This window comes from Flavonifractor sp. An100 (genome assembly GCF_002161175.1).
Lineage (GTDB): Bacteria > Bacillota > Clostridia > Oscillospirales > Oscillospiraceae > Lawsonibacter.
Map to the genome: position 1 here is coordinate 1 of NZ_NFMA01000032.1, position 26,410 is coordinate 26,410.

A 26,410-nucleotide genomic window follows, 5' to 3' on the forward strand; every position below is an offset into this window, starting at 1 on the left:
GATTTTCATTTCATCTCCACGGCCGCCAAGATACGACGGTCTGTTTTGCTATGCCCATTTTCGAGGAACTATCTTTTTTATTTTTGTGTTTTTAGGCCTTGACAGCTCTTGGCAGGTTTTGCAGGTCTCTCAAATCTCAACGGCCTGGACCTGCCAGCGGTAGGCCCGCTGATCCATGACACAGGTATATAAGGTGATCATGTTCTCCGTGGAGGCGGCAAGACCACTCCGATCCGTCTCACTGACCTTGGAAACGGAGACTACCTCATAGGTTCGGGTACCCAGCTTGGTGGTCAGGGTGATCTCATCGCCCAACTCCAGGGTGTGGATCTTACCGAAGTGGTTATTGACGCCGCGATTGTGAGCGGCAAAGGCCACATTCCCATCCCAGATGGAGGTCTCCTCAAAGTGGCCGGCGCCTCTCATCAGGGTGCCGCTGTCCGTACCCTCGTAGACCTTGACAGACAGGCCGATGGCCGGGATCTTCAGCGTGCCCAGGTGCCCCGCGGCGTAGTAGAGATCGCTGGTCACCTCTGTATATCCGGTGGTGGTCACGGAGGCGGATGGCGTGGATAGGGTGGGGGTATCTGGGATTGCAGAGCCTGGAATGACCACCGGGGCGGATGTGCCATTGACCACTGCTCCGGTGGCGGGCGTATAGCCCGGGGCCAGGTTGGGGGTAAGGGGTGTGCCGGTGTTTAGTGTATCCGCGCTGGCGGTGCCGAAGCCGGGCGGGATCAGGGCTGCGTTCTTGCTCACATCTTCGTTCTTTCGCACACCGCCGTCTGCCGTGATCACCGGCTCGATGGAGGTGGGCTTACCATAGTCCGGGTCGCCGGGGGCATCAATGGTATAGTTTAGCGGCCCGGCGGCGCTGGCGGGGACCGCCAGAAGAGCGGACAGACACAGCAGGCAGAGCATCAGGGTCAGTTTTTTCATTCAGCATCCTCCTCCGTTGTCTCCCTCCGGCGTTTTAGGAACAGCGCCGCGCCGATCCCGGCCCCTGCCAGGGCCACGACCCCAAAGGGGACCAGGATTGCCGCCCAGTTGAACTGAGCGACTCCGGATACTCCCTGTTCCGCCTCCGGTGTGACAGGCTGGAGGGGCGTTCCCTCGAAGATGGCCACATACCGGGTCTTGTTCAGGGCAATGCGGCTCACCGTGCCGGTGTAATCAGCGGTGACGGTATAGCCTTTCACATAACTGCTGGTGGCGCTGCCAGTGTAGGTGGCCACAGCTGTGAAGCGGTCCCCCAGAGTGTATCCGTCCGTGGCGGCGGTGTTGTCTGTCTGCCAGTCGATGGCCTGGAGGGTCAGGGTCCGCCCATCCTCCTCAATGGTCTTGGGGATGTTGGCGGTGTCCTGGTTGGCCAGATTGGGATAGCTCCGGGTGGCGGACACCTCCCGGGTGGAACTGCCATAGCCGGACACCTCCACCTGGACGGTCTCCAGCTGGAGGGACAGAGTGCCAGAAAGTCCGTCCTCGGTAATAAATTCCTTCTCCGGTGGGAGCAGGGCAAGAATGGATTCCATGTCCTTGTTTTTACTTTCCAGGGTTACTGTCTCGGTGTGCTGACGGCTCTCTCGCTCCGGCAGTTCCTGTTTCAGAACATCCACCAGAGTATAGCGAAAACCGTCCTGCTCAAAATCGGACCGGGGGATGCCCGCAGGATCATCCGCAGGTCCCAGGTCATACATTTTTCGCAGTTCCGTCCCATCCTCGCTCTGAGTTACGGAGGTGGGGTAGCATACCTGAGGTGTTGTGTTCGCCTCGGTTACCGCCGCCGCTTCCGCGGCGAGGGCAGAGGGGACCAGCGCCATGGTCAGGCACAGAACTGCGGCGCAGAGTGTGAGTTTGTGCTTCATTTCCGCTTTTCTCCTTCCCTACATCGTCATACCGCCCAGGGCGGGGCCGTCCTGCTCCAGCTGCTCCTCTGGGGGCTGCTCCATGTCCTGGGTCAGTTCCATGCGGTAGGCGTTCAGGACGGCCTGATCAAAGGACTGCTTAAACTCCCTGGTGCAGGGGAAGCAGATGTCCCGGTACTCGCCCCGCACCTGGCGGCTGGGCATGGAAATGAAAGGGCCGTTCTTTCCCTCCCGTACCTGGACGCCCCGGATGGCAAAGCATCCGTTCAGGGTGACGGAAGCGTCCGCCAGGACAGGTCCTTTGGGGCTGGGCCGGTAGATCTTCACCTCGATTTCCATAGGAGGAGATTCACTGGGGCGAACTGCGTTTTGCTGTCGATTCATCGTTCCTGTCTCCTTTCTGTCTTACCTGGTTTTGCCGCTCCAGGGTGCGCTGAAGCAGCAGGTCATATTCCCAGGGCGCGACTTCCAGCGGAAGATAGGCGCCCTGTTCCGTAAGACCATCCGCCTGGTACTTGAGCACCAGAGCCGGGCGGTCGGTACGGCGGTACAGAATGTTGGGCGGGACCCACCCCTTTCCAGCGGTATAAACCCAGCGCACGGCGGAATGCCGGTCCCCTTGGCTGTTCAGCCACAGATATTTATCCCGCAGGCGCTCCGACAGCCGCGTATGGCTGGACATTGGAATCAGGACGGATCCATCCAGCCGGTACCGGGGGTGGAACGCCTCCTGACACGCTTTTGCCGCCTCCGCAGACTCCGGCCGCTCCCTCCACAGGGTCAAGGTGCGGTAGTCCGAGGCCCATACGGATTCTCCCTCCTCATCGTCCGGATAGGGGGGCAGGCACTTCACCAGTTCCAGCACATGGACGCCATCCATGACACCCAGGGCTTTTCGGCCGGTGGGCGGAAGGGTCTGGTAGTGGGCAATCGCCTCCTCCACCGTATCAAAGTGCTGGATCGTCCAGCCGCGGTGAAACATCCGCTTAGGCGGCAAACGAAGGTCATCAATGGTGTAATAGGTAATTTTCATCATGGTCCCTCATTTCATTGTCAAATTCATGGTGGAGGCGGGGCCCTCCGGCCCGCGCAGCTCCGCCAGTTTCTCCTGGGCCCAGTCCGGCAGGAACTCCTCTTTCAGCACCCCGACAAAATCCGTCCGGTTCCAGCGGGTCTCCTCTCCGTCCCCCAGGCAGATGCAGCGGATGGAGCGGCCGATGGCGTGGGGGCTGCATCCAAAGCCGTCATGGGCGTACCAGAGCTGATTTTCCTGTGACCAGCACGATTCCCGTAATGTCTCTGGACTCAGTACCAGCACCTTCCCCTCGTAGTCCAGGGTGGAGTAGGAGTCCGGTTCACACTGCTCCGGCCCGAACAGGCCGAGGGCCTGATATGCCTTTCGGTACTGGTCCACCACCCCGTCCAGCACGGCGGGGTGGCTGGTCACGATGAAGTCGATGTTGTGCTGCTTGTCCTGGGGGATGTCGATCTGCCGGGCCCATTCCTTGTTCCGGGGGCTGAACCGGCCGTCCCAGTCCAAATGCTGGACGGTGTTAGCCAGCACCCAGGCCGTCCGCTTATAGCCAAATTCCCGCAGGACATCGGCCAAACAGCCCTCGTCCAGATAGGCTCCGTCAAAGTGGCTCCGGACCGCCTCCTCTATGGCCTCCTTGCAGGCGATGTTGGCTTTGTGGCTGGCCCGCCACAGAGACAGCTCGTTCTGCCGGCGGGCTTCCTCGGCGGAGTAGGGGTAGAGATAGGTCTCATTCATCCGCGGTCTCCTCCATGAGCAGGAGCATCCGCAGGCCATCCGGATCCGCGCCGCAGTCCATCAGGTCCTCCAGGGTGCCCTCGTCAAACTCGTCCAGGGGGTCTTCCCGCTCCTCCGGCTGTCCGGCCATCTCCTGGCTGGCGTCCACCAGCTGCGTCATCAGATTCCCGGCGATGCGCCCCAGGTTTGTGAGCGTTTGGATGGCCTCACGGGTGGAGAGTTCGCTCCGGCTCAGGAGGATGGAGCCCTCACTGGCATAGAGGAGCAACTCCTCCGCGTCCGCCAGGTGGGAGATCTGGAGGGCAGCTCGGGGGATCGTCAGGGTCTTACGCTCGGGGTCGTGATGCAGGTTAAATTTCATCGTCAAATTCTCCTTCCTCGTAGTCAAACAGGTTGATCTGTACCGCCATCCGTCCCCGCTCACACATATCGTAGTTGGCGATGAGCAGTTCGGAAAACTGGCAGTTAGGGTCATATCGCTGGCGGATGTTGTTCAGCCGGGTCACCGGCTCGATTTGGATGCCGGGGACAGCGTACAATTCCCGGACAAAGGGGTCGTCGTTATAGGACAGCAGGAATTTCCCCTGGATGGACAGCAGGGTGTCCCGCAGGCGGATGTGGTCCCGTTCTGTGAAACCCTCCTCGCCGATATTCTGGTAGTAGCCCTCGGTGGCGTGGTAGGGCGGGTCACAGTAGAAGAAGGTCGCCGGGCGGTCGTAGTGCCGGATCAGCGTCCCGAAATCCTGATTTTCCACCACCACATCGGCCAATCTCCGATGGGCCTGCTCGATGAGGGGGAAATCGCTCCACATATCGTGGGGCTGGCTGGCAAAGCTGGTCAGGGCGGCGGCGTAGCTCTGTCGGATGACCTGGTAGAACCAGGCGGCCCGCTGGATCTCCGTGGTGCGCCTGCGTCCCAGGGCCAGCCTTGCCCGGTCAAAGTCCTCCCGGGCATTCAATACATACTTCAGGGCGCGGATCAGCAGGTCCGGCTTGTCCCGCACACAGCGGTACAGATTGGTCAGCAGACTGTTGTAGTCGTTGTAGACCTCGAAATCATTGCCGGGCGGCTTGTGGAACAGCACCCAGCCGCCTCCTCCGAACACCTCCACATACCGCTCATAGAACAGGGGGAAGCGGCTGACCACCTCCTCCCGCAGGGCTTTTTTGCCGCCTACCCAGCTCATAAAGCTGTTCAGGAGACATCACCACCCCCGCCAAAATCGTCCAGGGCCTTCTCCAGCCCTCGGATGGCGGCCTCCAGGCCGCTGACGATCTTCCGGAGTAGCCGGATCGTGGCATAGACCTCTCCAGCCGTCTGTGCGTAGAAATAACCAGTCCGGTCACTGGCAATGGGGATCCCCCGGCGCCGCAGCCGGTTGACGAGCTTCCGCAGAGCTGTGCCGCTGATGCCCAGCGTCCGCCGCAGCTCCTCTCCGCCCACCCGGTATGCCCGCCCGCGGCAGGCTCCTTTCAGATAGGACAACAGTTGTTCTTCCTGGGTCATGTTTGCTCCTTTCCGGACCGTGTTTCCGAAAAAGGGCGCAAAAAAAGAAGGGGCCGTTGTCCCTTTCGGAAACGGCCCCTCGGTTGAAGTGTGGATTTTTACTGCATGGTCATGTCGTACTCCGGGCGCGGCTCGGAGTATTCATGGTAGAATTTCTGCCCGTTGCGGCGGATGTAGGTGGTCTCTCCGGCGTTCAGCTCATAGCCCTCCCGTTCCAGCATGGCGGACCCATATGCCTTCAGGTCGATCAGCCCCGCCAGGATCGGGTCCCGGCTGACGCTCTCGCACCGCTTTCGTAGCACCTCCTCTCCGTACCCCTCCGCGTCCGATGCGGGGCGGAAGTCATAGCAGTTCAGGTTGCCCGCGATGTCCAGGGCCAGCTTCAGGTCGTGGCAGTGCTCATATTCCAGCGCTGCCCGAAATTTCTCCAGATAGTGCGGCTGTCCCTGGCCCCGCTCCTGGAGCGCGTAGCCCAGGTTGTTGCCGTCATAGATGAGATCCGCCAGGTCATCGTATTCCTCCATATCTATGGCGATCTCTGGTAGGGAACAGCGGATGTCCAGTAGCCTGCACTCCTGAACGGTTTTCCCCCCCAGCTCCCGCAGAGCCAGACCGATCTCGTCCAGCTTTCCGCTGCCCTCCATATCACCGTCCGGCAGACGCAGCCAGACGCCCTCCGGTTTGGCGGGGGAGGCCAGCTTCAGCCGCAGGCTCCAGTCCGTGTCCGGGAGGGTGTCCAGGTTCGTCCCGTCATAGACCTGCCGGGGTTCATCCCGGGGCAGGATCACGAAGCAGTCTCCGATAAAAACGCCCAGGTGCTCGTCCTCATAGTTCTGCCCGATCCGCTCCAGGTCTGCGAAGGGGAGCAGGTCCGGGGGCAAACCCGCCTCCTGCTGAAGATAGTATTCACCCAACTGTTCATAGGTCCCGCCGGGGCAGATCACCTCATATTCCGGGAGGGCCAGCAGGTAGTTGATGCCCCTTTGGATCTCATCCGTCCGCAGCCTGGAGACTGCCAGCAAGAGTTCCTCGCCCGTTTTCCCGGTACACTCCGTCAAAATCCTTTTCGTGATCGAAATAGCCGCCAACTGGGTCTGCTCCCTGACGGACAGCGTCTCCAGCCGCTCCGCGATCCACTGCCGCTCCAAGCCGTCCAAGGAGGGGTCATGCTTCATTCTGTCCATTACATCATCTCCATTCCGCCCATCTGGGGCTGTTCGCTCTGTTCTGCCTCCTGCCCGAAGACCGGCAGCTGGCATCCGTCCTTTCTCCAGAGCAGACCGTAGTCCGTGATGACGGCATTGTCCTCATCCAAAAGTTGCCGCCCGATCTGGGCCGCCTGGGGCGTCTGGAACAATTCCTCCGGCAGATCCGGGTACTTCTCCCGCAGGACCAGCTTGGCGTACTCCCAGGTCTGGGCCACATCCTGGTTCAGTTCATACTGGTCCAGTCCATATGCCAACTGTATGGCGTCCTGGAGCCTTGGGCTGCCTGACACGGCCAGAAGCGCCTTGTATTTGATGAAGTCTGCCGCGCGCCAGACGCGCTTCTTCTGCGCGATCAGCCGGGCGAATTCATTTGCCTGGCCGATGCCGCCCTCCTCATGGATAGACGCGTCCACGGCCTCCCGGAGAGCGGGGATCTCACAGTCCACACAGCGGAAGGCACATTCTTCCGGGGAGGCCGTGCCCACCGCGCCCAGGGCTTTTTGAATATCGGCCTCCAACGCAGGCAGTTTCAAGGTCATCGGCTGGCCGCCGTTATAGCTTATCTCCAGTGTCACTGCTCCGCCGGCCAGCAGGAAAGGAAACATCTCACCCTTACGGTACACCTCTTTGAAATCCCCGCCCGGCTCCACATAGCCCCGGGCCGTGAACACGCCGCCGTGACTTTCCATGTGCTGCTCACCAAAGACCGCCAACAGTCTCTCCCGGTATTTGCTGTCCGGCTCTGTGGTATCCAGCAGGGCCATAGCCTCATCGGTCAGCATCTCGCCCTCGAACAACAGCGCCCCAAGCTCCTGTGTGTCAGTAACTTGGGGCGCCAGCAGGCAGATATCCGCGTTAAAGGTCAGATTGATGAGCTGGGACAGGGGGATGGGGCCTGTGTGACGCTCCTGTTCCATCCGCAGCAGGCCGTCCAGCCCCATGCGATCCTCATCGCTCAGCATGGTCAGGCGGAGGGCCAGCAGGTTCAGTTCCAGTAGGTCCACATCCTGCCCGATCATGGCGGAAGTGATACCGGGATCGTTGATCTGGGTCAGTTCATTGTGGCAAAGGCGGCCGTCCTCGATGCGGGCCTTTTGGAGCGCGTCACGGTATTCCGCCTGGGTGCAGGGCAGTCGCAGGACCCAGGCTGTCTCATAGCCTTTGGGACCGGTGTTGCTGATCTCCACCTCAAAGATCTTCTCATCCAAGGGTCATACCTCCAATTTGTTCCTCTCTCTGAATTTCATAATTTCTGGGGTCAGCCCCTGGCACATCCCAGCCAGCCATGGAGCCGATCTCCATGGCCTGCCGCTGGGCGGGGGTGACGCCCAGCTCCTCATTCAGCCGGTCCGCCAGCTCCACATTCTGCTCCTTGTCCCCAGTGTCCCAGTCGGAGGGGTAGTAGCCGGACTCTCCCCGCTTGACGCAGATAAGCTGGCCGGTGCTCCGCAGGGTGGAGAAGCACAGCTCCGGCAGTCCCTCCGCGATTTGCGGGGAAAACTGCTCCTGCTCCGTCCGGATGGACCAGTCGTCCCACTGCCACAGGTGGACATACAGCTCTCCGCCGTCCACCGGGATCTCCCGCTGCTCAAAGCCCTCACCCCAGCCGTCCGACGCCTGGCCGGAGATGTAGTCCTTGAGTGCTTCCAATTCTCCGGTGGTGAGTTCTCCCACCACCCGGCACTCCGCCACGCCCCAGAGCCGGCCATCTCTGGCCTCTACGGTGAACACAGCGGAGCGGACCTTGGCGTCCAGGCTGTCCTGCTTTCCATACCAGCGCATGAGACCCCGCTCGGTTTCCTCCGGGATCCGGTTTTTGACCAGCGCGCCCAGGATGGCGTCCTCATAGTCCAGAAGCGTCCGGCCGTCCCAGGGTTCACCCTCCTCAGACATATCCCCCCACTCATCCCGGGGGTAGAAGTCAGCAATCAGGGGCATATAGAGTTTGAGTGTCGCAGGCTCCGGGGGCTGGACGGTGAAGCGGTCCTCCCCGATGACCACCGCCAGGTGCCGCCCGTTGTCCCAGTTGACATGGAACTGCCCCGCATCATCAATGAAGTCCAGCGTCCCCCGTGTCCCCGGCGGGATGGGACGGGGGTCGGCCCCCATCTCCGTGAGCTGGATGCGGCTCCCTTTGGGATACTGCTCCCGCAGGAACTCCAGCCACTCTCTTGGTACTTCTCTCATGTCAGATTCCTCCCATCGTCATGCCCTGTTGGGGCGTTGTCTGTTCCAGCTCCTGATGGAGCCGCTCTACCGCCGCGGCGATCTCTGGGTCATCCCGGAAGCTCTCCAGCCGCTCATGATCTTGGAAGAACCGCTGCTCTCCGTCCAGGGAGCGCGCCAGATCCACCGTGGCGATGCCATCCTTGGTGACGCCCAGGCGCTTCTCCGGCCGGTCGCTGTCCAGGTAGGTCTGGATGGCCTCCTCAAGAGTCAGGTCCCTGTGGATCTGCTCCTCCGGGGTGTTGCAGTCCGTGAGGACGAACCAGGCGTAGGTGTGGGGCAGGCCGGGATCTGCGGCATCCCGAAGGGCCTGTTTTCCCGCCTCTGTCAGCCCGTAGTTGCAGGCGCGCCGAGGATTTTCTTCCCCTGCGAAGTCCAGGATGATGTCATCCACCGCCTTTCGTACCTGGGGATCGTCCGTCAGGGTCTCATACCGGAAGCCCGTTACATTCCGGTACGGCAATTCCTGCCGAATGGCGGCCAGATAGGTCTTGGGATCGTGATACTCCCGCTGCTCCCCGTTGGCAAAGGCCGCCCAGCCTATGGGCCTGTTCTGCTGGGCCATGGCCTGCTGGCGCAAATCATAGATGTACAGGTATCCGTTGTACTCTCCCTGGTAGGGGGTACAGCGCAGGCAGTAGCGGTAGTGTTCCGTCTCTGCGATATAGCCATAGCTCCGGCCATCCTCGGTGATGAGTCCGCCCTGCTTCCGGCAGTAGGCGCCCATGGCGGCCAGGTTCTTCAGCGGGCCGGTTTCCCGCAGGGCGTCCACGAATTCCTGCAGGGACTCCTTAAATTCCGGAGTATTGAGCTGGTTCCCATTGTGCGGCCACCAGGTGCTCCAGAACTCTTTCCCGCCAGAGCCGAAGTCCAGCCGGAGATGGCCTACTGTCCCCAGTGCCTCGTCCTTCGCCTCATCCAGTTCGGAATAGAAAAGGCCCGCCTCCTCACGGGAAGCGGGCCGCAGCGCAATGGGAGATTCGGTTTTCTTCTGTGTTTGCCGCTTCATCACATTCACCTCCATCGATTTTGTGAACACAACCAATACCACAACGTTGGCGGAAAGTCTACCCTCAAAGGTCCGAGAAGCCCATCTCTGAATGATCCAGCTCCTGCTTAGCGTAGTATGCGTCTACCGCGTCTGTGGTTGCGCAGAGAGCTCGCCTGGCTTCTATTTCCCCTCGTTGGATCGGAATAAGCGTTTCCTTGATCTCGGCTAACAGAGATTGGTCCGGACAGCGATTAATAAAGTTCCTGAATGTATCCAATACAAACCGGTCCAAAACATCCGTAATGAGTATCTTATCCGCGTCAGGATGACAGCCCAAAAAATGGGCGAGATTTTCCGGCGTTCCGTCCACAAGATATTCCGTCTCCACACCATTTTGATATACATAGCCGTAGGCCAGATGTTTTGATTCCAGCAGCTTATCCATATCCTCCGCCGACAGGGCCTGCCGCTCCGCTGGAGCAGGCGGAATATCCGACCAGATGTCCTGTATCGTTTCCGCGTCAAGAGTCACATCACCCATCGCGGAAAACAAGTCCTCCTGCCGGGTGGGATCCACCTGAAGCAGCTTCGCCTCATACGCATAGTAGGCGGCATACTCGAGCTTTTCAAAGCGCGGGGGCTCCTCCGTCTGGACCAGAGCAGCCAGCTCCGCCGGATTCCACAAAACGCTGAGATAGGCGTCCTTTCCGCGGGACACCAGCCAGAGGCGGAAATCCGAGAACTCTTTTTCCGTGGCATGTGCTCCCAGGGCGTGGCTCTCATCCCAGAGATCGCCCCGATAGGCCGCCCGGGTGTATTCATTCAGGATCTTCTGCCAGTCCACAATATCTTTCAGCTCATAGTGAAGCAGGGACTCCATGATTCTGCAGAAATAAGTCTCCTGATCATGGTTTCCCATGGATTGATTTACCGTGTCAATGATCTGCCAGAACTGTTCTGTTTTCATGTTTATAACCATTCCTTTCCACTGCGCTCCAAGGCGCCAAAGAAGATAAAGCTTAAGCGTCACTATCGCGGCCAGCCGCATTCCCGCCGAGTCAGGTCAGCCCTCCCATCCCCATGCCCGCCTCCTGCTCCCTCTGGTATTGCTCCGCGGGGGCATCCGCCATCAGCTCCTCCAGACTGACGGAGCCTGTATAGGCAATATAGCCCCGGTCAGTGAACATCCCGGAGGCGTTGTCCATGTGCCGCTGGGCGTACCCCTCGTAGTCATAGAATTCATCCAGATTGGAGTCATAGTCGAAGCGGCCGGACTGCTGGATCATGTATTTTCCGTACTCCGCCGGGGTGTGTGCACCGGGGGCAAAGTCGAACAAGTCCAGGTTTTCTGCCAGGCGGATGATCTCGACTGCAGTCTCCGGCTCTGCCAGAGTCACCGTCGCCCTCAGCTTTTCCAGCTCTTTCGGTTCCATCGGTTTGAGCACCTGGCATAGACGGTTAAGAGCGAAGATGCTTTCCCGCTCTATGACCGAGTCCCATTGGGCATTCTTCGGCAGTCTGTTTTCGTCAATATAGAAACGAGCATCATCCTCGCTGTTGATCCCGGCACGGACCATGGTCCGCTGGATCTGCTGGTCGGCTGCGGGCAGGAACAGCCAGGTCGTATTTTCCGGTCCATCGGTCTGATGGACCGGGGTCATGGTCACCGTCATCAGGCAGGGTTCATAGAGATACGCGGGGAATTCTTTTCCCTTGTAGAGCTGTTCCATTTGCATCCCGTTGTCGTAGACCACACCGTAGGGAGTGACAGTTCCCTCGTTGTCCGCCATCAGCAAAATGGCTGTCTCCGTGCCGTCCAGCTGCTCCAGCTCCTCCATACTGGCAAATCCGCCGTGGGTGTTCAGATAGTGGCTGCGGCCAATTTCCTCCAAATCGGAGAAGTCGGTGATGACCGTGGCCTGCTGGCAGGAAAAGGTCAGGTTGATCAGGTCCTTCATATCCGTCAGATTCAGCTTGCAGGCCATGCCCTGAAACTGCGCGGCCTCGCCGGTATCGAAACTGTCCAGGCGTTTGGCCAGGTAGTCCAGCTCGTCCAAATTGACTTGGGCGCCCTCCAACCACTGGAGGATGGAGTAGCCGCTCTGGAGTTCCTCCACGGTGCAATCCTGCCGGATTGCGTCACCAATGTCCAGCACCTCCAGCATTCGGATGGTGCTGTCGTACTCCTCCTTGGGGATGGGAAAGGGGAGCGTCACTACGCCATATTCCGGGCGACGCTCATTTTTCAGGGCTGCTTTCAGTACCATGTTGTCCCTCCATCTCATTAATTTTCTGCATTCTGGTCCGCAGACATTCCGTTTCATCCCGCCAGCACAGGAAGCCGTGGGCGGGGTAGGGGCAGCCTTCACAGCGGGGAAATTGCAGGCAGACAGGCTTTTGCTCCAGTTTCGGGGAGTAGGCCGGGGCACGGTAAATATGAAGCCGCCATTTCCCCACAATATCCCACCGGGGAGGCGGTTGATTGACTGCTTCCACATATCCGCCGCGGTTCTTTGGAATCACACGCATTCCTCCTTTGCTTTTTCTGCTGTGAAAACAAAAAGCGGGGGTCGTATCCACCTTCGTGGCAGATACGGCCCCCGCTTGATCACGCTGGTCTTAATTCATTTGCAGTCCCTGTTCCTGTGCCTGTGTCTGCTCCAGCCTGGTCTGGAGATCCGGGACGACATACTCGATTTTCGTCCGGGCCTCCTGAATCGCTTTCAGCTGCGGCTCCTCCGGCTCCGGGCCGGTCTCCAGGTAGTAGTCCGTAGCCCGGTACAGCTCGGTGAGCTGCTCCGGTGTGAACAGCTGTGCCTGAGAGATCAGGCCGGAGCGGACGGCGAAGTCCTGCTTGGCACCCCGGAAATTCCCTTCATAGTAGTGGCCGTGGCTGACGCCCAGCCGGTCAAAGTCCCAGACCCAGGTAACGAACTGGTATCCTTGACCTGGCCCCCGTTCCCGTCCGGCCAGCACCGCGCCTCCGCAGTCCGCCAGCAGACGGAATTCCTCATGTAAGTCCGCGGCCCGGAGGATCGGGGCGTTTACTACCGCCTCCACATACTCATAGACCTCATCGGCAGTTGCGGCCACTCTGTGGTACAAGTTATTGGCCTCCTCGCTGCCGCTCCCGGCGGGGAGGAGGAAGACTTCGCTGTTGGGTGAGACATAGAGGACCGGCTGACCGCCCGGGGAGACCTCCAGCCGGCCACCTCCCGCCACGGCGGATTCGATTTGGTCCTCCCGCAGCCGGCGGGAAAGTTCTTTGAAATACTGTCCTTTCATGATTTACCTCCCAAAATAAATAACAACCGGGGTCTTATAAAAGATCCCGACGGATTTGAATGGTTTTATTGACTATTTACAAAAAGGATGCGAACCATATTGTACACCTTGCTTGGATGCGAACGGAGTGTTTTTTCTCGGAGATTGCTTTGACTCCTGCTATAAAGGGAGAAAAACAAGGCAGTGAGATAGGGGAGAGCGGCAGTTTTTTGAGGGCCTGTGAACGGTTTGGGGGACTTTTCTGAAAGAGCAGTGAAGCGCCTGAGCTACAGGCCCATCGTTTTCCATAAAAAGTTGCAAAAAAGCCGCGAAATCAATGATTTCACGGCTTTTTCTGGTGGACTCGAAGGGATTCGAACCCTCGACCTCTCGGATGCGAACCGAACGCTCTCCCAACTGAGCTACGAGCCCGTCTTTGTCTAGTTTGAATAAATTTTGTTTGCTTGAATTGTGCAACCTGTTGAAGTGCTTGGGCCTGCGTTATGTTGCGCTTGCTCTCCCAACTGAGCTACGAGCCCGTCTTTGTTTAGTTTGAATAAATCTTACCCACTTAGATTGTGCAATCTGTTGGAGTGCCTGGGCCCGTGTTATGTTGCCTTTGCTCTCCCAGCTGAGCTACGGGCCCATATTGACCTTTTTCAATCAAAAAAGTTATGAAAAACGGATTTTTGAGATCTTCAATTTTAGAGGAAAAATCCAAAAAAATCGGACTGCTGAATTGGACAGGAACTGTATATTCTCTCCGATGTACACCTTATCATGGCTACATAAAATCTCAAACAGCTTTTTTATTATAGCAGATTTTTTAAAATTGTAAAGAGCTAAATTTGGTATTTTCTCATCTAACAGTAAGAAAAGCCCTAAGGAAACAAAAAGCTAGTTCCCTTAGGGTTTTAAATCATTCTTTACAATAGGCACAGGGTTCTACCACAGTAACTGTATATTTTTCTAGAAGCGCCACCGGATGGTACGACAGCTTACTAGTCCGTAAGCCAGGATCTCCCGTATCATCTTCCCGGTTAATAAAGGCTACTTCGTCCCCTGCAAAATGCTGTGCAAACTGGGCAACCAGCATCTGATAACTGCCTTCAAAATCCCGATCTGCCTTCTCAATATGGGTAAACAGTGTATCTCCTACTACTTCTCCCAAAGAAAACCCAGCAATCTCGCCCTCAGCAATCAATATACCGCCTAACAGATCATACGTGCAAAAATGATCCAGAATTTCATGGGTCTTTGCAATGTCCTCATGGAACGATGCCGCCGCCTTGTCCCATCTGCTGGCATAGCGGTCCAAAAACCCCTTTACCTGAGGAACATCTTCCTCTGTCATGACACGAAAAGACCAATTTCCATAAGTTTTTAGAAACTTATTTACATGGTTCCGCTGACCACTTAGTTTTTTCCCGCGAAAATATTTTAAGTCCTCTGCCCGATACAAATAATCAAAATTGTCCCGCTCTGCAATAGCAGCACTGTTAGGAAAAAATTGCTGAAGCCGCTCCAACTCATCTGTGGGAACTGGGTAAAAAGAGATGGGCATGTTGCGTCGACAGCAGTAATCAGCAATTTGTCGATAGTGTTCTGGACGTCCTCCCCCCAGAGGTAGCGTAAAGGTTTCCCCTAAACCGGGATATACGACCTTAAAATAAAGAGAACCATCATAAATAGCCCATTCCGTTTGGTACATATCCCGCCAGATAAAAATGGTACCAGGGGTGGTATCACAAATTCGGCTCCCACTGTATCCAAAGAATTGCCGCAGCTTAGGCAAATCGGATAGCTGTAAGGGATGAAACTCCAACATAATTTCAAATCCTTGCCTGTTTATTTCACTGTTTCTCTCATTATATCCGATAGTCGCCCATAATACCAGCCTGTCACTCCCTCCTTTTTGCACAAAAATCCGCGCTTAGTCTGTGCCACTAAGGTCAAAGCGTCACCTGGGAAAACCGGCAGACGGTAATCTGTGGAATCTTCACACCATAATCCCTTCGAATCTTGATGAAGATACTGGTTCAAAACAGGGAGTATCCTCCCACTTTCCAAATGCCGACACAGGGACAGTTCTTCTCCCCACTCCAACAGCTCCAACCTACTTCTTCCCCACCGAATATTGATGGAGAACACACTGGGTTGCTGTGCATCCAAAGCGATACGGGTAGAAAGACCGTCATATGCGGTCCAGGTAAATTCTTCGGACGCTTCTTCTGGTAAAATCAAGGCATTTAACTGTCCATCAATTTTAAGCACACAGCCTCCATCAATGGAAATAATTCTCTTATCGGGTAGAAAAATAGGAGCTGCAGAAGGAATATAAGGGTCATACAACGTAACTGGCCAGTGTCCCACAATCACCCACTTGGAAAAGGAACGGTTTTGTCCTAAAAAATTATCGTTTTTCAGGCAACTCCACCGCTCCAGCTGCTCCATATGCTCCAGGGAGGGGACGCCACCATGAACAAAGAGCAGATGCTCTGTCTCCAATATAGTAGGCATGGCCCGCAGCCAGGCCCACTCCTCAGGAAAGGCCTTTCGCAAATCGGAGCGGAGCTTGGGCAAATCCTCTGTCTGGTCAAATCCCCCTTCCCGCGCCATTTGACGCAGGGTGGATTCCGGGTGCTGGGGAAGGTAGACGGAAAAAAAGCGGCGATCCAGAGCGTCGGTCTCAAAAAACCGAAGGACTAAACCGTCGCAGTTCCCGCACAATGGATACACCGTATGGGTTTTGGACAGCTGCATGACATGCCGAAGCAACGCCAGACTGTCCCGCCCCTTCTCCAGCATATCCCCCACCAAAATCAGCACATCGGTGGGAGACAGCTTGATTTGATCCATGAGTGCCCGGAAAAACGGAAGGTTACCATGGATGTCGCTGACTGCGATAATCCTCCGCCCCCTCGGGATATTCGGCCTTATAACGGTAGCGAAATCCATCCTTTCCCCCTCCTGTCAGTACTTTTATATCTTTTGAATACTTTTAGTATATCTATCATTACCACTTTGGGAGAGCTCTCCTCTTCCTTATTCAGACAGGCGGGCTGGCTCTGTTTCAAAAAAGCCAGCCCCACCGAAGTTGTCTCCCTATTTACCGGCTACTGCTTCCAGCGCCACCCAGCCATTTTTCTCTCTGCGGCGGGTCACGGTCAGACCATGTTTGGCCAGTGCGGCCTCCACCTCATGGGCGCGGACATCAATAATTCCTGAGCACAGGAACACTCCATGTTCCGCCAGCAGCTCAGGCACCCGGGCAGACAGAGGAATGATGACATCCGCCACAATGTTCGCCAGCACCAAGTCGTACTTTGTCTGAGCCAGTTCCGCAGCCAGTGCGCCATCGGTAATAACGTCTCCCGCCCGGACCGTATAGCGATCTTTTCCGATTCCGTTCAGTGCCGCATTTTCGTATGCCACATCCACCGCTTTGGGGTCGATATCCACGGCAACCGCATGGCTGGCCCCCAGACAAAGAGCCGCAATGGACAAAATGCCGCTGCCACACCCCAGGTCCAGCACCTGCTGCCCCGGTACGGTGTGCTCCTCCACTCCCTCCAGGCACAGCTGAGTCGAGGCGTGGGAGCCGGTACCAAAGGTGAGCCCGGGATTCAGGTACAGCGCACAGCGGCCCTGGGGAATTTCCTTGTCCCGCTCCCACTCCGGCACCACGTATAACCTGTTTCCGATGTTCAACGGCTTATAGTATTTCTGCCAGCTATAGGCCCAGTCATTTTCCGCCAGCTGCGTCACAGTATACTCCCATCCCAGTCCGTGGGTGTAGCGTTCCAGCTGCTGCCGGCCATGTTTATCGTCTGTCACATAAAATTTGACCCGGGTGACACCCTTCATCCGGTCCAACAGGCTCTGGTCCACATAGTCCCAATACTGACGGTTCTGCTCTAAAAACTGGAGAAATTCCCCCTCGTCTTCAATAACTAAACCGTCCATACCAGCAGCTACCAGCTTGGCAGTCACCTCATCCAGCTTGTCGGAAGTGGTATTGACCGCCACCTCCAGCCACTTCATTTCGTCCATAGCCTGCCTCTCCTTTTTTCTACGCTTCTCATTTCATTCCAGCAGTTACCGCTCCACGCCCACATAAAACAGCGCCAATGTGCCCGGACCAGAATGAGCTCCGATGACCGGACCTACATAGTTAATATAGGTCTTCTGGACCCCAAAGCGGTCCTTTACCATCTGGGCCACCAGCTCTGCATCCTGGATGCAGTCTCCGTGGCTGATAAACACGGTCTGATCCTTGGGATCAATGGCCGTCTGCTCCATCCGGTCCACCAGTGCCTTCAGGGACGCCTGACGGCCCCTTGCCTTTCCGATGCTGACCAGATGTCCCTCGTTGTCCACATGGAGCACCGGCTTAATCTTCAACATAGAGCCCATAACGGCAGTAGTAGACGAAATCCGTCCGCCCCGCTTCAGAAAATGAAGATCATCCACCGTAAACTGGTGACAGATACTTAACTTGTGGGAGACCACCCAATCTCTCACCTCATCGATGTTTTTTCCCTTCTCCCGCTCCTTGGCTGCCAGGTACACCAGCAGGCCCTGACCCAGGGAGGCGCACAGGGTATCCACGGTATACAGCTTTCGTTCCGGGTACTTCTCCCTCAGCTCTGTCACCGCTACGGAAGAGGAATTGAAGGTGGCGGACAGTCCAGAAGAAAAGGCCAAGATCAGCACATCCTTCCCCGCCTGTAACAGAGGCTCCAGAGCCTCGGCATACTGGGCCACATTGATCGCCGCTGTGGTTGCCAACTCCCCCTTTCGCAGCAGATGATAAAATGACTGGGGATCCATATCCCGGTTGTCTGGATAGTTATAGTAAGTCATTCCCTGTACGTTAAAGCTCAACGGCAGCACTTGGATATCCATTTGTTCCACCAGTTCGGCCCCTAAATCAGCGGAAGAGTCCGTAAGAATTACAAAATCAGACATAAAACACACTCCTTTCTGTGAACGCAGATCTGTCGGTCCCGTCCCTCCTACTTTTTTCCCGTTCCGGGGGGTTGGAGAATATCCAAAATGCGGGCACAGGCCAGTTGATTGGCATAGCTCCGCAGCGCCAGGTCCAGCGCCATCCGCGCCAAATCCTCCCGCTGGGCGGATGCGTCAATGGTCTGGGCCGTATCATTCAGCGCACGGTCCAGCGCATTACAAAAATAACCGTACAGCGTCTTGGAATCCTTTCCCATGGCCTGACCGGCTGCGATCAGAGCTCCGGTATCCCGCACGGAGAGCACCTTCTTCAACGCGCACACCGCCGTCAAATAGCCCAGGTGGACCGGTCCGTACCGCTTTCCTTCCGCCCTGGGAACCAGGCCGTCCTTGATATAATTGTTCACCATGGCGGAGGTCAACGCCTCTCCGTCGTCAAAGCGAATCAACTGCCGCGGCATATAGGCAATGATCTGATCCATATACAGTGCCAGATCCGGCAGCTCCTCCCAGGGAACAGGGCGCTCCTGCTCCATGCGAGATTTCAGATCTTCCAGTTCTTCCACAGCCTACGGCCCCCTTCTTCTTATGATAATCAATATGCTATCATGTCATGACTAAAATTGCAACAATTGGGGTTTTATTTTCCCCTCTGGCTGCGCAGCTGCTCCATGTGCCGCTTCAGCCGCTCCAGTGCCTGCTTGTGGCGGGTGGAACGCATCTGGGGAAAGGCCCGCAGCAGACGGCGCTGCCCAAAGATTTCCCCGTCCATCAGTTCCTGCAACTTATCCTTCCACTCCGTCAGCTCCTGCTGCAGGCGAGCCCGGCGCTGCAGTCCCTCTTCCCGTGCCGCATCCCGGCGCTGGGTCAGTTCATCCTTCCAACCGTCCAGGCTCTCCTCCCAGTTGGCATGCAGCTCGTCCCGGCGCTGGGAGAACTCGTCCATCCAATCGTCCAGGTTTTCTCGCAGGTCGCTCCCTCTTTCCGCCGCATCCAAAACCCGGTCAGCCAGGTTCTCCCCAAACTCGTTGGAGACCTCCTTGATGTGTGCGGCCAGCTCATCAATTTGGTTCAGGCGGCGGTTGAGCTTGGTGATGGTGCGTACCGTTGCCGCCAAATCCACCGCCATGACCACGCTGAACAGGCCCAACAGCACCCAGCCCACCGGTTTTGGGATCAGACGAATGAACAGCAGCACAGTGGGATGCACCACTTCCGACACAAACAGGCAAGCCAGACCCCACCCAATGGAAAATCGCAGACAGATGTAACCACCCACATTAAAGGGCTCCTTAGAGTAGTCCCACCACCGCTGATGAAAGATTTTCTCCAGTACCAGACCAGTAGCCCACTCCAACAGGGAGGTCAAAATCACGGACCCCACAAACAAAACCAGCAAATTATCCCGCAGCGGCTCCAGGCACGCCAACACAATGACCACCCCAAAGCCATAGATGGGACACACCGGACCGTTCAGAAAGCCCCGGTTGACAAACCGGCCGGACACCAGCGCCGCATAGCTCACCTCGGTGCACCACCCCAGAAAAGCATAGATAAAAAAGATCCACAAAAATTGATACATGGCGTTGGCGCGTCCTTTCTTATTCGGTCCATTAGAGGGTATATTATACCGCATTTTGGGGGAAAAGTCCATAGCCGCTCCCTCTGCTCCTCCTTGACAGGGCCTCTGCCCCATTGTATCCTGATAATAACAGCCTGGAATCAGATTGGATGGACGAAACGAATGAAGAAACTGGTCGTTGGGATTCTAGCCCACGTAGACGCGGGAAAAACCACCTTATCCGAAGCACTGCTCTACCGGGGCGGCGTTTTACGGCGTCTGGGCCGGGTGGACCACAAGGACGCCTTTTTGGACACGGAAGCTCTGGAGCGGGAGCGGGGCATCACCATCTTCTCCAAACAGGCCCTTCTCACCTTGGAGGAAACGGAGCTGACCCTGCTGGACACCCCCGGACATGTGGACTTCTCCGCCGAGATGGAGCGCACCCTTCAGGTGCTGGACTACGCCATTTTGGTCATCAGCGGGACGGACGGGGTACAAAGCCACACCCGCACCCTGTGGCGTCTGCTGCAACGATACCAGGTGCCCACCTTTTTATTCCTCAACAAAATGGATCTGGACGGTGCCCACCGGGATGCCCTGATCACCCAGCTCCAGTCCCAGCTTGACCAGGGCTGCGTCCCCTTTGATGCCGAACTCAGCCAGCGAGATGAGGCGATAGCCATGTGCGGAGAGGAGGCCCTGGAGGAGTACCTGGACCGCGGTCAGGTCTCGCCCTCCACCATAGCCGCCCTGATCGCCCAGCGCAAGCTCTTTCCCTGCTGGTTTGGCTCCGCCCTCAAGGTGGATGGAGTGGACGAGCTGCTGGCCGGGCTGGAGGAATATACCCTCTCTCCCCCCGCAGCACAGGACTTTGGGGCCAAGGTCTTCAAAATCTCCCGGGACAGCCAGGGGGTACGGCTGACCTGGCTGAAGGTCACCGGGGGCTCCCTGAAAGCAAAGTCCCTTCTGTCCGGTGGCCAAGGGGAAGCTGCCTGGGAGGAGAAGGCGGACCAGCTTCGGCTCTACTCCGGAGAGAAATTCCGCCCTCTGGACCAGGCGGAGGCGGGAACGGTGTGTGCCGTCACCGGTCTGACCCACACCCAGCCCGGCCAGGGGTTGGGCTCCCAGGCCGATTCCAGCCAGCCCATTCTAGAACCGGTGCTCTCCTATCAGCTGCTCCTCCCCCAGGGGACCGACCCCCACACTGTCCTGCCCAAGCTGCGGCAGCTGGAGGAGGAGGACCCCATGCTGCGCATGGTCTGGGACGGGGAAGGGAAGCAGATCTATGTACAGCTCATGGGGCAGATCCAGTTAGAGGTGCTCCGCCGTCTGATTCAGGACCGCTTTGGGCTGGAGACCGATTTTGGCCCTGGCTCCATCGTCTACCGGGAGACCATCACCCGCCCGGTGGAGGGGGTGGGACATTTTGAGCCCCTGCGCCATTACGCCGAAGTCCACCTGCTGCTGGAACCGGGCCCCCGGGGCAGCGGAGTGCAGGTTTCCTCCGCCTGTCCCACCGACCAGCTGGATTTAAACTGGCAACGGCTGGTGCTCACCCACCTGCTGGAGCGTGACCACCCTGGCGTACTCACCGGCTCCCCCCTCACCGACGTCCGCATTACTCTGGTGGCAGGCCGAGCCCATGTCAAGCACACCGAGGGCGGAGATTTCCGCCAGGCCACCTACCGGGCGGTACGGCAAGGACTGATGCAGGTCCCCTGCCTGCTGCTGGAGCCCTATTACGATTTTCTCCTGGAGCTGCCCCCCCAGTGCGTGGGCCGGGCCATGACCGACCTGCAAGCCATGGGTGGTACGGTTGCCCCCCCTCAAGCCCAGGGAGAGCTCTCCCTCCTCACCGGCTATGCCCCGGTGGCCGGACTGCGGAACTACTGGCAGGAGGTCACCGCCTACACCCGGGGGCTGGGCCACCTGTCCTGCTCCCTGCGGGGCTACGAGCCCTGCCAGACCCAGCAGGCGGTGGTGGAGGCCTCAGGCTATGATCCGGAGCGGGATGCGGACAACCCCACCGGCTCCATCTTCTGCGCCCACGGCGGAGGCTTCTACGTCCCCTGGGACCAGGTTCGGGAGCACATGCATGTGGACAGCGGGCTGGAGCTGGAGCCAAAGGTCTCCCAGACCCGGTCCACCCCCTCCCCAGCCCCCCGCTCTCCCGGCCCGGGCGGTAGTCTGGAGCAGGACAAGGAGCTACTGGCCGTCTTCGAGCGCACCTATGGTAAGGTGGAACGCCAGGGCTTTCAGCCCCAGAAAAAGCCCGCCCGCACCAGTCTGGACGAGGGGAAATACAACATCCGGGATCAGAAAACCGGGCCAGAGTACCTGTTGGTGGACGGTTACAACATTATTTTTGCCTGGGAGGAGCTGGAACAGCTGGCCCGCCAGGACGTATCCGCCGCCCGGGGTGTTCTGGAGGATATTTTAGCCAACTACCAGGGGTTTCGGAAATGCGTGGTTATCCTTGTCTTTGACGCCTACAAGGTCAAAGGAAATCCCGGCTCCGTGGAAAAGCGAAATGGCATCTATGTGGTCTACACCAAGGAGGCGGAGACCGCTGACGCCTACATTGAGAAGGCCACCTATGATCTCAGCCGAAACCACCGGGTACGGGTGGCCACCTCCGATGGCCTGGAGCAAATGATTATTCTGGGCCACGGTGCCCTCCGTCTGTCCGCCCGCTCTTTCAAGGCAGAGGTGGAGCAGGCCCAGGGTGAAATCGCCCGGCTGATCACCCAACACAACCAGCGCAACCGTGAGCTGGGCAAGCTCCGCCACACCGCACGGGTGGTGGACACCTCGGGCAAATAAGAAAGGAAGCGCTCCTCAGTTCCGGAGCGCTTCCTTCGTTTTATAGGGCCAGCCTATTCCGCGGCTGATGCGAGATTATTCAACGACCAGATTGGTCCCCTCCAAAGTAACCGTCTTGCCCAGCATCTGGAAGATCTCCGCCGGGGCCCAGGTGGTGCCGGGAGCCACAATATAGGGGGCCTTTCCGTAATCCTGAGGACCGGTCATACCCACGGCTCCCTCGATCTTGGTCACGCCGTAAACCAAACCCTTATCAATATACAGATGGACCGCGAAGGTATCGCTCTCCACGGTGACCAGGGTGCCCTGGTCGGTTTCGGGCTGGTAGGTCACCTGGAAGCCCAGATCTTTGGCCACAGCGGCCACTGGGACCATGGCAGTTCCGTTTTCATAGCGGCCCACCATGTTGGGCACCTTTCCGTCCAGCTCCATGGTCAGTTGGCTTCCCTCCTGGGGCTGTTCCACCTGCTCCGGCTGCTCCTCTTCCTCCTGGGAAGCATCCTCATTGGGCAAAATCATAATATGGTTTGCATAGGTCTGGCCGGGATAGGACTCTAGCACCACGTTATACCACACCATAAATACGGTGCCCTCCTGAATGTCATCCAGAGTAACGGCAGTCTCTCCGTCGTAAGCGGATAGGCCGGTCTCCTCCCCGGCAGTGATGATGAGCCCACCGTTATCGGTGAGAATGGCCACACTACCGTCCTCCCGTTGGGATACGCTTTCAGCTACCTGATACATGGCACAGCCAGCATCCTGGGGAATGTTGCGCACCACTGCATAAGCCTGGCTCTGGGGAGGCAGTGAATGGGTAGAAAGGGGGCTATGGAATACATAGATGCCCTCCCCCTCCTTCAAAGTGGCAGGATCGCTGGCTGTCCGCTCCCCGCTGTCAATCCACACTGTGTCAGCAGACAAATTCATCCGGTAAGCTCCATACCGCTCCGACTCCAGCTCCAGGCTGGTCATCTCCCCGGCCTCGTTTCGGTTAATGGCGGTCACCTTTCCGTAGTAGAGCACGCTGTGGGGCAAAGGCTCTGCCTCACTCTGCTCCGAAACAGGAGGCATCGGCTGGATCGCCGGCTCCGCCGCCAGGGCCTGTGCGCTCATCGCGCAGATCATCGCACCACTGAGAATCCATGCCGTCCATTTTTTGTTCATGCAAAACACTCCTTTTTCCTTGATGCGCAGGGGACCTTCTTGTCCATATAGACGAAGGGCACAGAAAAAGGTTCCCAAAAATTTCTGTTCTTATTTCTTTCTTTTTCCGCCCTTGGCTACGGCTGTCCACAATTAAAAAAACCAGCAGGATGCCGGATTTACTTTTCCATTGCAGTTTGGTATACTATTATCCTGAGCTTTTTTGTCAAAATCTCTCCCATACAATTAGAGAAAAAATAAGAGGTGTTTCACATGAGCCGAATGGTCGGTACTGTTTCCCGTGGTATCCGCGCCCCCATTATCCGCAGCGGGGATGATCTGGCGGATATCGTCACCCGCTCCCTCCTCCAGGCCGCAGAGCAAGAGGGCTTTTCCATCCGGGATCGTGATGTGGTGGCCATGACAGAGGCCATCGTGGCCCGTGCCCAGGGGAATTACGCCAGCGTGGAGGATATTGCCCAGGACGTGAACGCCAAGCTGGGCGGCGGGACCGTGGGCGTCATCTTCCCCATTCTCAGCCGCAACCGCTTTGCCATCTGCCTGCGGGGCATTGCCAAGGGAGCCAAGAAAATTGTCCTGATGCTCAGCTATCCCTCGGACGAGGTGGGCAATCATTTGGTCAGCCTGGACGCCCTGGACGACAAGGGGGTAGACCCCTACCGGAATGTGCTCACCCTGGAACGCTACCGCCAGCTGTTCGGCTATGAAAAGCACCCCTTCACCGGTGTGGACTACGTGGAATACTATGAGTCCCTGATTCGGGAATGCGGTGCCCAGGTGGAGATTCTCTTCGCCAATGACCCCCGGGCCATCCTCGCCCACACTAAGGACGTGATTTGCTGCGACATTCACACCCGTCAGCGCACCAAGCGCCTGCTGAAGGCTGCCGGCGGAGAGCGGATTTTCGGGCTGGACGAGATTCTCAACGCCCCGGTCAACGGAAGCGGATACAACGAGACCTACGGCCTGCTGGGCTCTAACAAATCCACTGAGGACCAGGTCAAGCTCTTCCCCCGGGACTGCCAGGGGCTGGTAGAGGAAATCCAGAAGCGACTGCTGGAGGCCACCGGCAAGCATGTGGAGGTCATGGTCTACGGAGACGGTGCCTTTAAAGATCCCGTGGGAAAGATTTGGGAGCTGGCTGACCCTGTGGTCTCCCCCGCCTACACCCCCGGCTTGGAGGGCACCCCCAACGAGCTGAAGCTGAAATACCTGGCGGACAATGACTTCGCCCAGCTGTCCGGCGAGGCCCTGGCCCAGGCCATTCGGGACCGGATTCATAAGAAGGATGACAATCTGGTGGGCCAGATGGTGTCCGAGGGCACCACTCCCCGCCGTCTCACCGATTTGATCGGCTCTTTGTGCGACCTCACCTCCGGCTCCGGGGATAAGGGTACCCCCATTGTCCATATCCAGGGCTACTTCGACAACTACACCACCGAGTAATTTCCCCTCCGCTCTACTACCAAGCCGTCCGGGATTCCGTGCCCAGTCCGGCATCCGGGATTGTCAGTTCTCCCTCTATAGTGAGGCTTGCTCCATTCGACTTATTCAACGGAGGTAACTTGTTATGAGAATCCTCAGGACCAAGGACTACGACGCCATGAGCGCTGCCGCCGCCCGTCTCATTGCCGCTCAAATTACCCTCAAGCCCAACTGCGTGCTGGGCCTGGCAACCGGTTCCTCCCCTGTGGGGGCTTATCAGAACCTCATTGCCTGGAACAAAGCTGGCGAGTTGGATTTTTCTGCCGTGCGCTCCGTCAATCTGGATGAATACGCCGGTTTGAATCCCGACCACGACCAGAGCTACGCCTATTTCATGCGGCACAATCTCTTTGACCACGTGAACATTGACCTGGCCAACACCAACGTCCCCTCCGGCGTCTCCGGAGATGAGGAGTGCCAGCGCTACGACCAGCTGATTCAAGACTTCGGCGGCATCGATTTACAGCTGCTGGGCCTGGGTGTCAACGGCCACATCGGTTTTAACGAGCCTGATGACCACTTCTCCCTGGGCACCCACAAGGTCACCCTCACCGAGAGCACCCGCCAGGCCAACAAGCGCTTCTTTGCCTCCCTTGACGAGGTGCCCACCCACGCCTACACCATGGGCGTGCGGGATATTCTCCAGGCCCGCCGGGTGGTGATGGTAGCCTCCGGGACCAACAAGGCCCAGGCCATTAAGGACGCTTTCTTCGGCCCCGTCACCCCCCAGGTCCCCGCCTCCATTCTTCAGTACCACAAGGACTTTATTCTGGTGGCAGACGAAGAGGCTTTGTCCCTCGTCTAATTGTCCGCTCCATAATAAGCCCCGCACCCGCCGTCTGGAAAAGACAACGGGTGCGGGGTTCTTTCTTGCAAACAAAAATCGGCCTGACTCTTCTGGGAGTCAGGCCGATTTGTTTCTATTCCCTTGCGGCGTTTGGGCTTATTCTTCGCCCTCGTCCGCCTCCACTGTATCGTCGCTCAGATCCAGGGAGAACTTACTCTGGCAGTTGGGGCACTGGATGAATCCGTCGGCCAGCGCCTTATCATCGATAATCAACGGCTCCTCGCAGGTGGGGCACTCCACCTCAAACCAGTCGTCGTCGTAATCCTCAGCCTCGTCCTCGTCTTCTTCCTCGTCCTCAAAGACGACGGACTCCACATCGGCCAGATCATCGGACAGCACATCGATCTCCTCACCCAGAGCCTGGGCATTCTCCTCCAGGTCCTCGATGGACAGGCCCACTTCCTCCAAGATGCCGATCATCACAGAGATCAGCTTGCCCTCCTTGGACTTCTCGGTATCCAGGTTCAGACCCTCAGCCAAGCCCTTGAGATAGGCAACTTTTTCCGAAATCGTCATGTTCATTTCCCTTTCTGAGGCTAAGCCTCGGCAGACAGTAGCAGGTCCGCTTGATCTGTATTCGGTGGCTACGCTCCAAGCTCCCCTGCTCGCGGGCTCGGGCGCTTATGATATCACGCCTCGCCACGCTCACGGCCGGGTCGCTTTCGCTGCGACTCCGAATACAAACAGCAGCCCACAGGTCCGCTTGGTTTGTATCCGTCGCTCC

The 26,410-nt window shown here is 57.6% G+C and carries 27 protein-coding genes and 1 tRNA gene; 3 read left to right on the forward strand and 25 right to left on the reverse strand.

The window, feature by feature from the left end:
- Positions 1-129: 129 nt before the first annotated feature.
- The 23 genes from B5E43_RS13770 to B5E43_RS13885 form a co-directional block, all read right to left on the reverse strand.
- The gene (locus tag B5E43_RS13770) at positions 130-939 is read right to left on the reverse strand and encodes a class D sortase (RefSeq protein WP_087397633.1); all 810 of its coding nucleotides are present in this window, start codon (positions 937-939) and stop codon (positions 130-132) included.
- A complete protein-coding gene (locus B5E43_RS13775) occupies positions 936-1,865 on the reverse strand; it encodes a cell wall anchor protein (protein WP_087397635.1) in 930 nt (309 codons plus the stop codon). Before B5E43_RS13775 ends, B5E43_RS13770 begins: the two co-directional genes overlap by 4 nt.
- A gap of 18 nt (positions 1,866-1,883) precedes the next feature.
- Positions 1,884-2,249: a SpoVG family protein gene (locus B5E43_RS13780; RefSeq protein ID WP_087397637.1), complete on the reverse strand. Its 366-nt coding sequence runs from the start codon at positions 2,247-2,249 to the stop codon at positions 1,884-1,886.
- Complete coding sequence (locus B5E43_RS13785) at positions 2,215-2,898, reverse strand: hypothetical protein (RefSeq protein WP_087397638.1); 684 nt, start codon at positions 2,896-2,898, stop codon at positions 2,215-2,217. Before B5E43_RS13785 ends, B5E43_RS13780 begins: the two co-directional genes overlap by 35 nt.
- 9 nt (positions 2,899-2,907) lie before the next feature.
- Entirely contained in the window at positions 2,908-3,636 is a 729-nt protein-coding gene (locus tag B5E43_RS13790; protein ID WP_087397640.1) for a DUF3849 domain-containing protein, read from the reverse strand.
- Entirely contained in the window at positions 3,629-3,997 is a 369-nt protein-coding gene (locus B5E43_RS13795) for a hypothetical protein (RefSeq protein ID WP_087397642.1), read from the reverse strand. The genes B5E43_RS13790 and B5E43_RS13795 overlap by 8 nt, the downstream gene beginning before the upstream one ends.
- Positions 3,987-4,823, reverse strand: coding sequence for a DNA adenine methylase (locus B5E43_RS13800; protein ID WP_087397643.1), 837 nt, complete (start codon positions 4,821-4,823; stop codon positions 3,987-3,989). The genes B5E43_RS13795 and B5E43_RS13800 overlap by 11 nt, the downstream gene beginning before the upstream one ends.
- Before the next feature lie 8 nt (positions 4,824-4,831).
- Positions 4,832-5,143 carry an HTH domain-containing protein gene (locus B5E43_RS13805; RefSeq protein WP_087397645.1) on the reverse strand — a complete coding sequence of 104 codons (312 nt, stop codon included), beginning with the start codon at positions 5,141-5,143 and terminating at the stop codon, positions 4,832-4,834.
- A gap of 98 nt (positions 5,144-5,241) precedes the next feature.
- Entirely contained in the window at positions 5,242-6,327 is a 1,086-nt protein-coding gene (locus B5E43_RS13810) for a hypothetical protein (protein WP_087397646.1), read from the reverse strand.
- Complete coding sequence (locus B5E43_RS13815) at positions 6,327-7,559, reverse strand: hypothetical protein (RefSeq protein ID WP_206407010.1); 1,233 nt, start codon at positions 7,557-7,559, stop codon at positions 6,327-6,329. The genes B5E43_RS13810 and B5E43_RS13815 overlap by 1 nt, the downstream gene beginning before the upstream one ends.
- Positions 7,552-8,538 (reverse strand): DUF4314 domain-containing protein, encoded by a 987-nt coding sequence (locus B5E43_RS13820; RefSeq protein ID WP_087397648.1) that lies wholly within the window; start codon positions 8,536-8,538, stop codon positions 7,552-7,554. The genes B5E43_RS13815 and B5E43_RS13820 overlap by 8 nt, the downstream gene beginning before the upstream one ends.
- Position 8,539: 1 nt before the next feature.
- A complete protein-coding gene (locus B5E43_RS13825; RefSeq protein WP_087397650.1) occupies positions 8,540-9,586 on the reverse strand; it encodes a hypothetical protein in 1,047 nt (348 codons plus the stop codon).
- A gap of 64 nt (positions 9,587-9,650) precedes the next feature.
- Complete coding sequence (locus B5E43_RS13830) at positions 9,651-10,535, reverse strand: DUF4240 domain-containing protein (protein ID WP_158099067.1); 885 nt, start codon at positions 10,533-10,535, stop codon at positions 9,651-9,653.
- A gap of 91 nt (positions 10,536-10,626) precedes the next feature.
- Positions 10,627-11,835 (reverse strand): antirestriction protein ArdA, encoded by a 1,209-nt coding sequence (locus B5E43_RS13835; protein ID WP_087397653.1) that lies wholly within the window; start codon positions 11,833-11,835, stop codon positions 10,627-10,629.
- Positions 11,807-12,091 (reverse strand): hypothetical protein, encoded by a 285-nt coding sequence (locus B5E43_RS13840; RefSeq protein ID WP_087397655.1) that lies wholly within the window; start codon positions 12,089-12,091, stop codon positions 11,807-11,809. The genes B5E43_RS13835 and B5E43_RS13840 overlap by 29 nt, the downstream gene beginning before the upstream one ends.
- A 96-nt stretch (positions 12,092-12,187) precedes the next feature.
- Positions 12,188-12,853: a hypothetical protein gene (locus tag B5E43_RS13845; protein ID WP_087397656.1), complete on the reverse strand. Its 666-nt coding sequence runs from the start codon at positions 12,851-12,853 to the stop codon at positions 12,188-12,190.
- A gap of 335 nt (positions 12,854-13,188) precedes the next feature.
- A tRNA-Ala gene (locus B5E43_RS13850) sits at positions 13,189-13,264 on the reverse strand.
- Positions 13,265-13,751: 487 nt separating this feature from the next.
- Entirely contained in the window at positions 13,752-14,660 is a 909-nt protein-coding gene (locus B5E43_RS13860) for a phosphatidylglycerol lysyltransferase domain-containing protein (RefSeq protein ID WP_087397660.1), read from the reverse strand.
- A gap of 20 nt (positions 14,661-14,680) precedes the next feature.
- Complete coding sequence (locus B5E43_RS13865) at positions 14,681-15,790, reverse strand: metallophosphoesterase (protein WP_087397662.1); 1,110 nt, start codon at positions 15,788-15,790, stop codon at positions 14,681-14,683.
- 147 nt (positions 15,791-15,937) lie between these two features.
- Positions 15,938-16,885: a 50S ribosomal protein L11 methyltransferase gene (prmA, locus tag B5E43_RS13870; protein WP_087397664.1), complete on the reverse strand. Its 948-nt coding sequence runs from the start codon at positions 16,883-16,885 to the stop codon at positions 15,938-15,940.
- A 45-nt stretch (positions 16,886-16,930) separates the two neighbouring features.
- Positions 16,931-17,803: a DegV family protein gene (locus tag B5E43_RS13875; protein WP_087397666.1), complete on the reverse strand. Its 873-nt coding sequence runs from the start codon at positions 17,801-17,803 to the stop codon at positions 16,931-16,933.
- 47 nt (positions 17,804-17,850) lie between these two features.
- Entirely contained in the window at positions 17,851-18,369 is a 519-nt protein-coding gene (locus tag B5E43_RS13880) for a DUF1836 domain-containing protein (protein ID WP_087397668.1), read from the reverse strand.
- 74 nt (positions 18,370-18,443) lie between these two features.
- Positions 18,444-19,385 (reverse strand): putative ABC transporter permease, encoded by a 942-nt coding sequence (locus B5E43_RS13885; protein ID WP_087397680.1) that lies wholly within the window; start codon positions 19,383-19,385, stop codon positions 18,444-18,446.
- A gap of 162 nt (positions 19,386-19,547) precedes the next feature.
- On the opposite strand from B5E43_RS13885, the gene B5E43_RS13890 reads away from it, so the two are divergent.
- Complete coding sequence (locus B5E43_RS13890) at positions 19,548-22,190, forward strand: TetM/TetW/TetO/TetS family tetracycline resistance ribosomal protection protein (RefSeq protein ID WP_087397670.1); 2,643 nt, start codon at positions 19,548-19,550, stop codon at positions 22,188-22,190.
- Positions 22,191-22,265: 75 nt separating this feature from the next.
- On the opposite strand, the gene B5E43_RS13895 is transcribed toward B5E43_RS13890, so the two are convergent.
- Complete coding sequence (locus tag B5E43_RS13895) at positions 22,266-23,354, reverse strand: stalk domain-containing protein (protein ID WP_087397672.1); 1,089 nt, start codon at positions 23,352-23,354, stop codon at positions 22,266-22,268.
- Positions 23,355-23,606: 252 nt separating this feature from the next.
- Between B5E43_RS13895 and B5E43_RS13900 the strand changes: the two genes are divergently transcribed.
- Positions 23,607-24,800, forward strand: coding sequence for a coenzyme F420-0:L-glutamate ligase (locus B5E43_RS13900; RefSeq protein WP_087397674.1), 1,194 nt, complete (start codon positions 23,607-23,609; stop codon positions 24,798-24,800).
- A 124-nt stretch (positions 24,801-24,924) separates the two neighbouring features.
- The gene (gene nagB / locus B5E43_RS13905; protein WP_087397676.1) at positions 24,925-25,644 is read left to right on the forward strand and encodes a glucosamine-6-phosphate deaminase; all 720 of its coding nucleotides are present in this window, start codon (positions 24,925-24,927) and stop codon (positions 25,642-25,644) included.
- Positions 25,645-25,782: 138 nt separating this feature from the next.
- Here the strand turns inward: nagB and B5E43_RS13910 are convergent, their stop codons facing one another.
- Positions 25,783-26,202 carry a CD1247 N-terminal domain-containing protein gene (locus B5E43_RS13910; RefSeq protein WP_087397682.1) on the reverse strand — a complete coding sequence of 140 codons (420 nt, stop codon included), beginning with the start codon at positions 26,200-26,202 and terminating at the stop codon, positions 25,783-25,785.
- Between the last annotated feature and the right edge of the window lie 208 nt (positions 26,203-26,410).

Excerpts from the sequence above, each read along its gene's own strand:
- B5E43_RS13770 (WP_087397633.1), bottom strand. The coding sequence starts at position 939 with ATGAAAAAACTGACCCTGATGCTCTGCCTGCTGTGTCTGTCCGCTCTT.
- B5E43_RS13775 (WP_087397635.1), bottom strand. The coding sequence starts at position 1,865 with ATGAAGCACAAACTCACACTCTGCGCCGCAGTTCTGTGCCTGACCATG.
- B5E43_RS13780 (WP_087397637.1), bottom strand. The coding sequence starts at position 2,249 with ATGAATCGACAGCAAAACGCAGTTCGCCCCAGTGAATCTCCTCCTATG.
- B5E43_RS13785 (WP_087397638.1), bottom strand. The coding sequence starts at position 2,898 with ATGAAAATTACCTATTACACCATTGATGACCTTCGTTTGCCGCCTAAG.
- B5E43_RS13790 (WP_087397640.1), bottom strand. The coding sequence starts at position 3,636 with ATGAATGAGACCTATCTCTACCCCTACTCCGCCGAGGAAGCCCGCCGG.
- B5E43_RS13795 (WP_087397642.1), bottom strand. The coding sequence starts at position 3,997 with ATGAAATTTAACCTGCATCACGACCCCGAGCGTAAGACCCTGACGATC.
- B5E43_RS13800 (WP_087397643.1), bottom strand. The coding sequence starts at position 4,823 with ATGAGCTGGGTAGGCGGCAAAAAAGCCCTGCGGGAGGAGGTGGTCAGC.
- B5E43_RS13805 (WP_087397645.1), bottom strand. The coding sequence starts at position 5,143 with ATGACCCAGGAAGAACAACTGTTGTCCTATCTGAAAGGAGCCTGCCGC.
- B5E43_RS13810 (WP_087397646.1), bottom strand. The coding sequence starts at position 6,327 with ATGGACAGAATGAAGCATGACCCCTCCTTGGACGGCTTGGAGCGGCAG.
- B5E43_RS13820 (WP_087397648.1), bottom strand. The coding sequence starts at position 8,538 with ATGAGAGAAGTACCAAGAGAGTGGCTGGAGTTCCTGCGGGAGCAGTAT.
- B5E43_RS13825 (WP_087397650.1), bottom strand. The coding sequence starts at position 9,586 with ATGAAGCGGCAAACACAGAAGAAAACCGAATCTCCCATTGCGCTGCGG.
- B5E43_RS13830 (WP_158099067.1), bottom strand. The coding sequence starts at position 10,535 with ATGAAAACAGAACAGTTCTGGCAGATCATTGACACGGTAAATCAATCC.
- B5E43_RS13835 (WP_087397653.1), bottom strand. The coding sequence starts at position 11,835 with ATGGTACTGAAAGCAGCCCTGAAAAATGAGCGTCGCCCGGAATATGGC.
- B5E43_RS13845 (WP_087397656.1), bottom strand. The coding sequence starts at position 12,853 with ATGAAAGGACAGTATTTCAAAGAACTTTCCCGCCGGCTGCGGGAGGAC.
- B5E43_RS13860 (WP_087397660.1), bottom strand. The coding sequence starts at position 14,660 with ATGTTGGAGTTTCATCCCTTACAGCTATCCGATTTGCCTAAGCTGCGG.
- B5E43_RS13865 (WP_087397662.1), bottom strand. The coding sequence starts at position 15,790 with ATGGATTTCGCTACCGTTATAAGGCCGAATATCCCGAGGGGGCGGAGG.
- prmA (WP_087397664.1), bottom strand. The coding sequence starts at position 16,885 with ATGGACGAAATGAAGTGGCTGGAGGTGGCGGTCAATACCACTTCCGAC.
- B5E43_RS13875 (WP_087397666.1), bottom strand. The coding sequence starts at position 17,803 with ATGTCTGATTTTGTAATTCTTACGGACTCTTCCGCTGATTTAGGGGCC.
- B5E43_RS13885 (WP_087397680.1), bottom strand. The coding sequence starts at position 19,385 with ATGTATCAATTTTTGTGGATCTTTTTTATCTATGCTTTTCTGGGGTGG.
- B5E43_RS13890 (WP_087397670.1), top strand. The coding sequence starts at position 19,548 with ATGAAGAAACTGGTCGTTGGGATTCTAGCCCACGTAGACGCGGGAAAA.
- B5E43_RS13895 (WP_087397672.1), bottom strand. The coding sequence starts at position 23,354 with ATGAACAAAAAATGGACGGCATGGATTCTCAGTGGTGCGATGATCTGC.
- B5E43_RS13900 (WP_087397674.1), top strand. The coding sequence starts at position 23,607 with ATGAGCCGAATGGTCGGTACTGTTTCCCGTGGTATCCGCGCCCCCATT.
- nagB (WP_087397676.1), top strand. The coding sequence starts at position 24,925 with ATGAGAATCCTCAGGACCAAGGACTACGACGCCATGAGCGCTGCCGCC.
- B5E43_RS13910 (WP_087397682.1), bottom strand. The coding sequence starts at position 26,202 with ATGACGATTTCGGAAAAAGTTGCCTATCTCAAGGGCTTGGCTGAGGGT.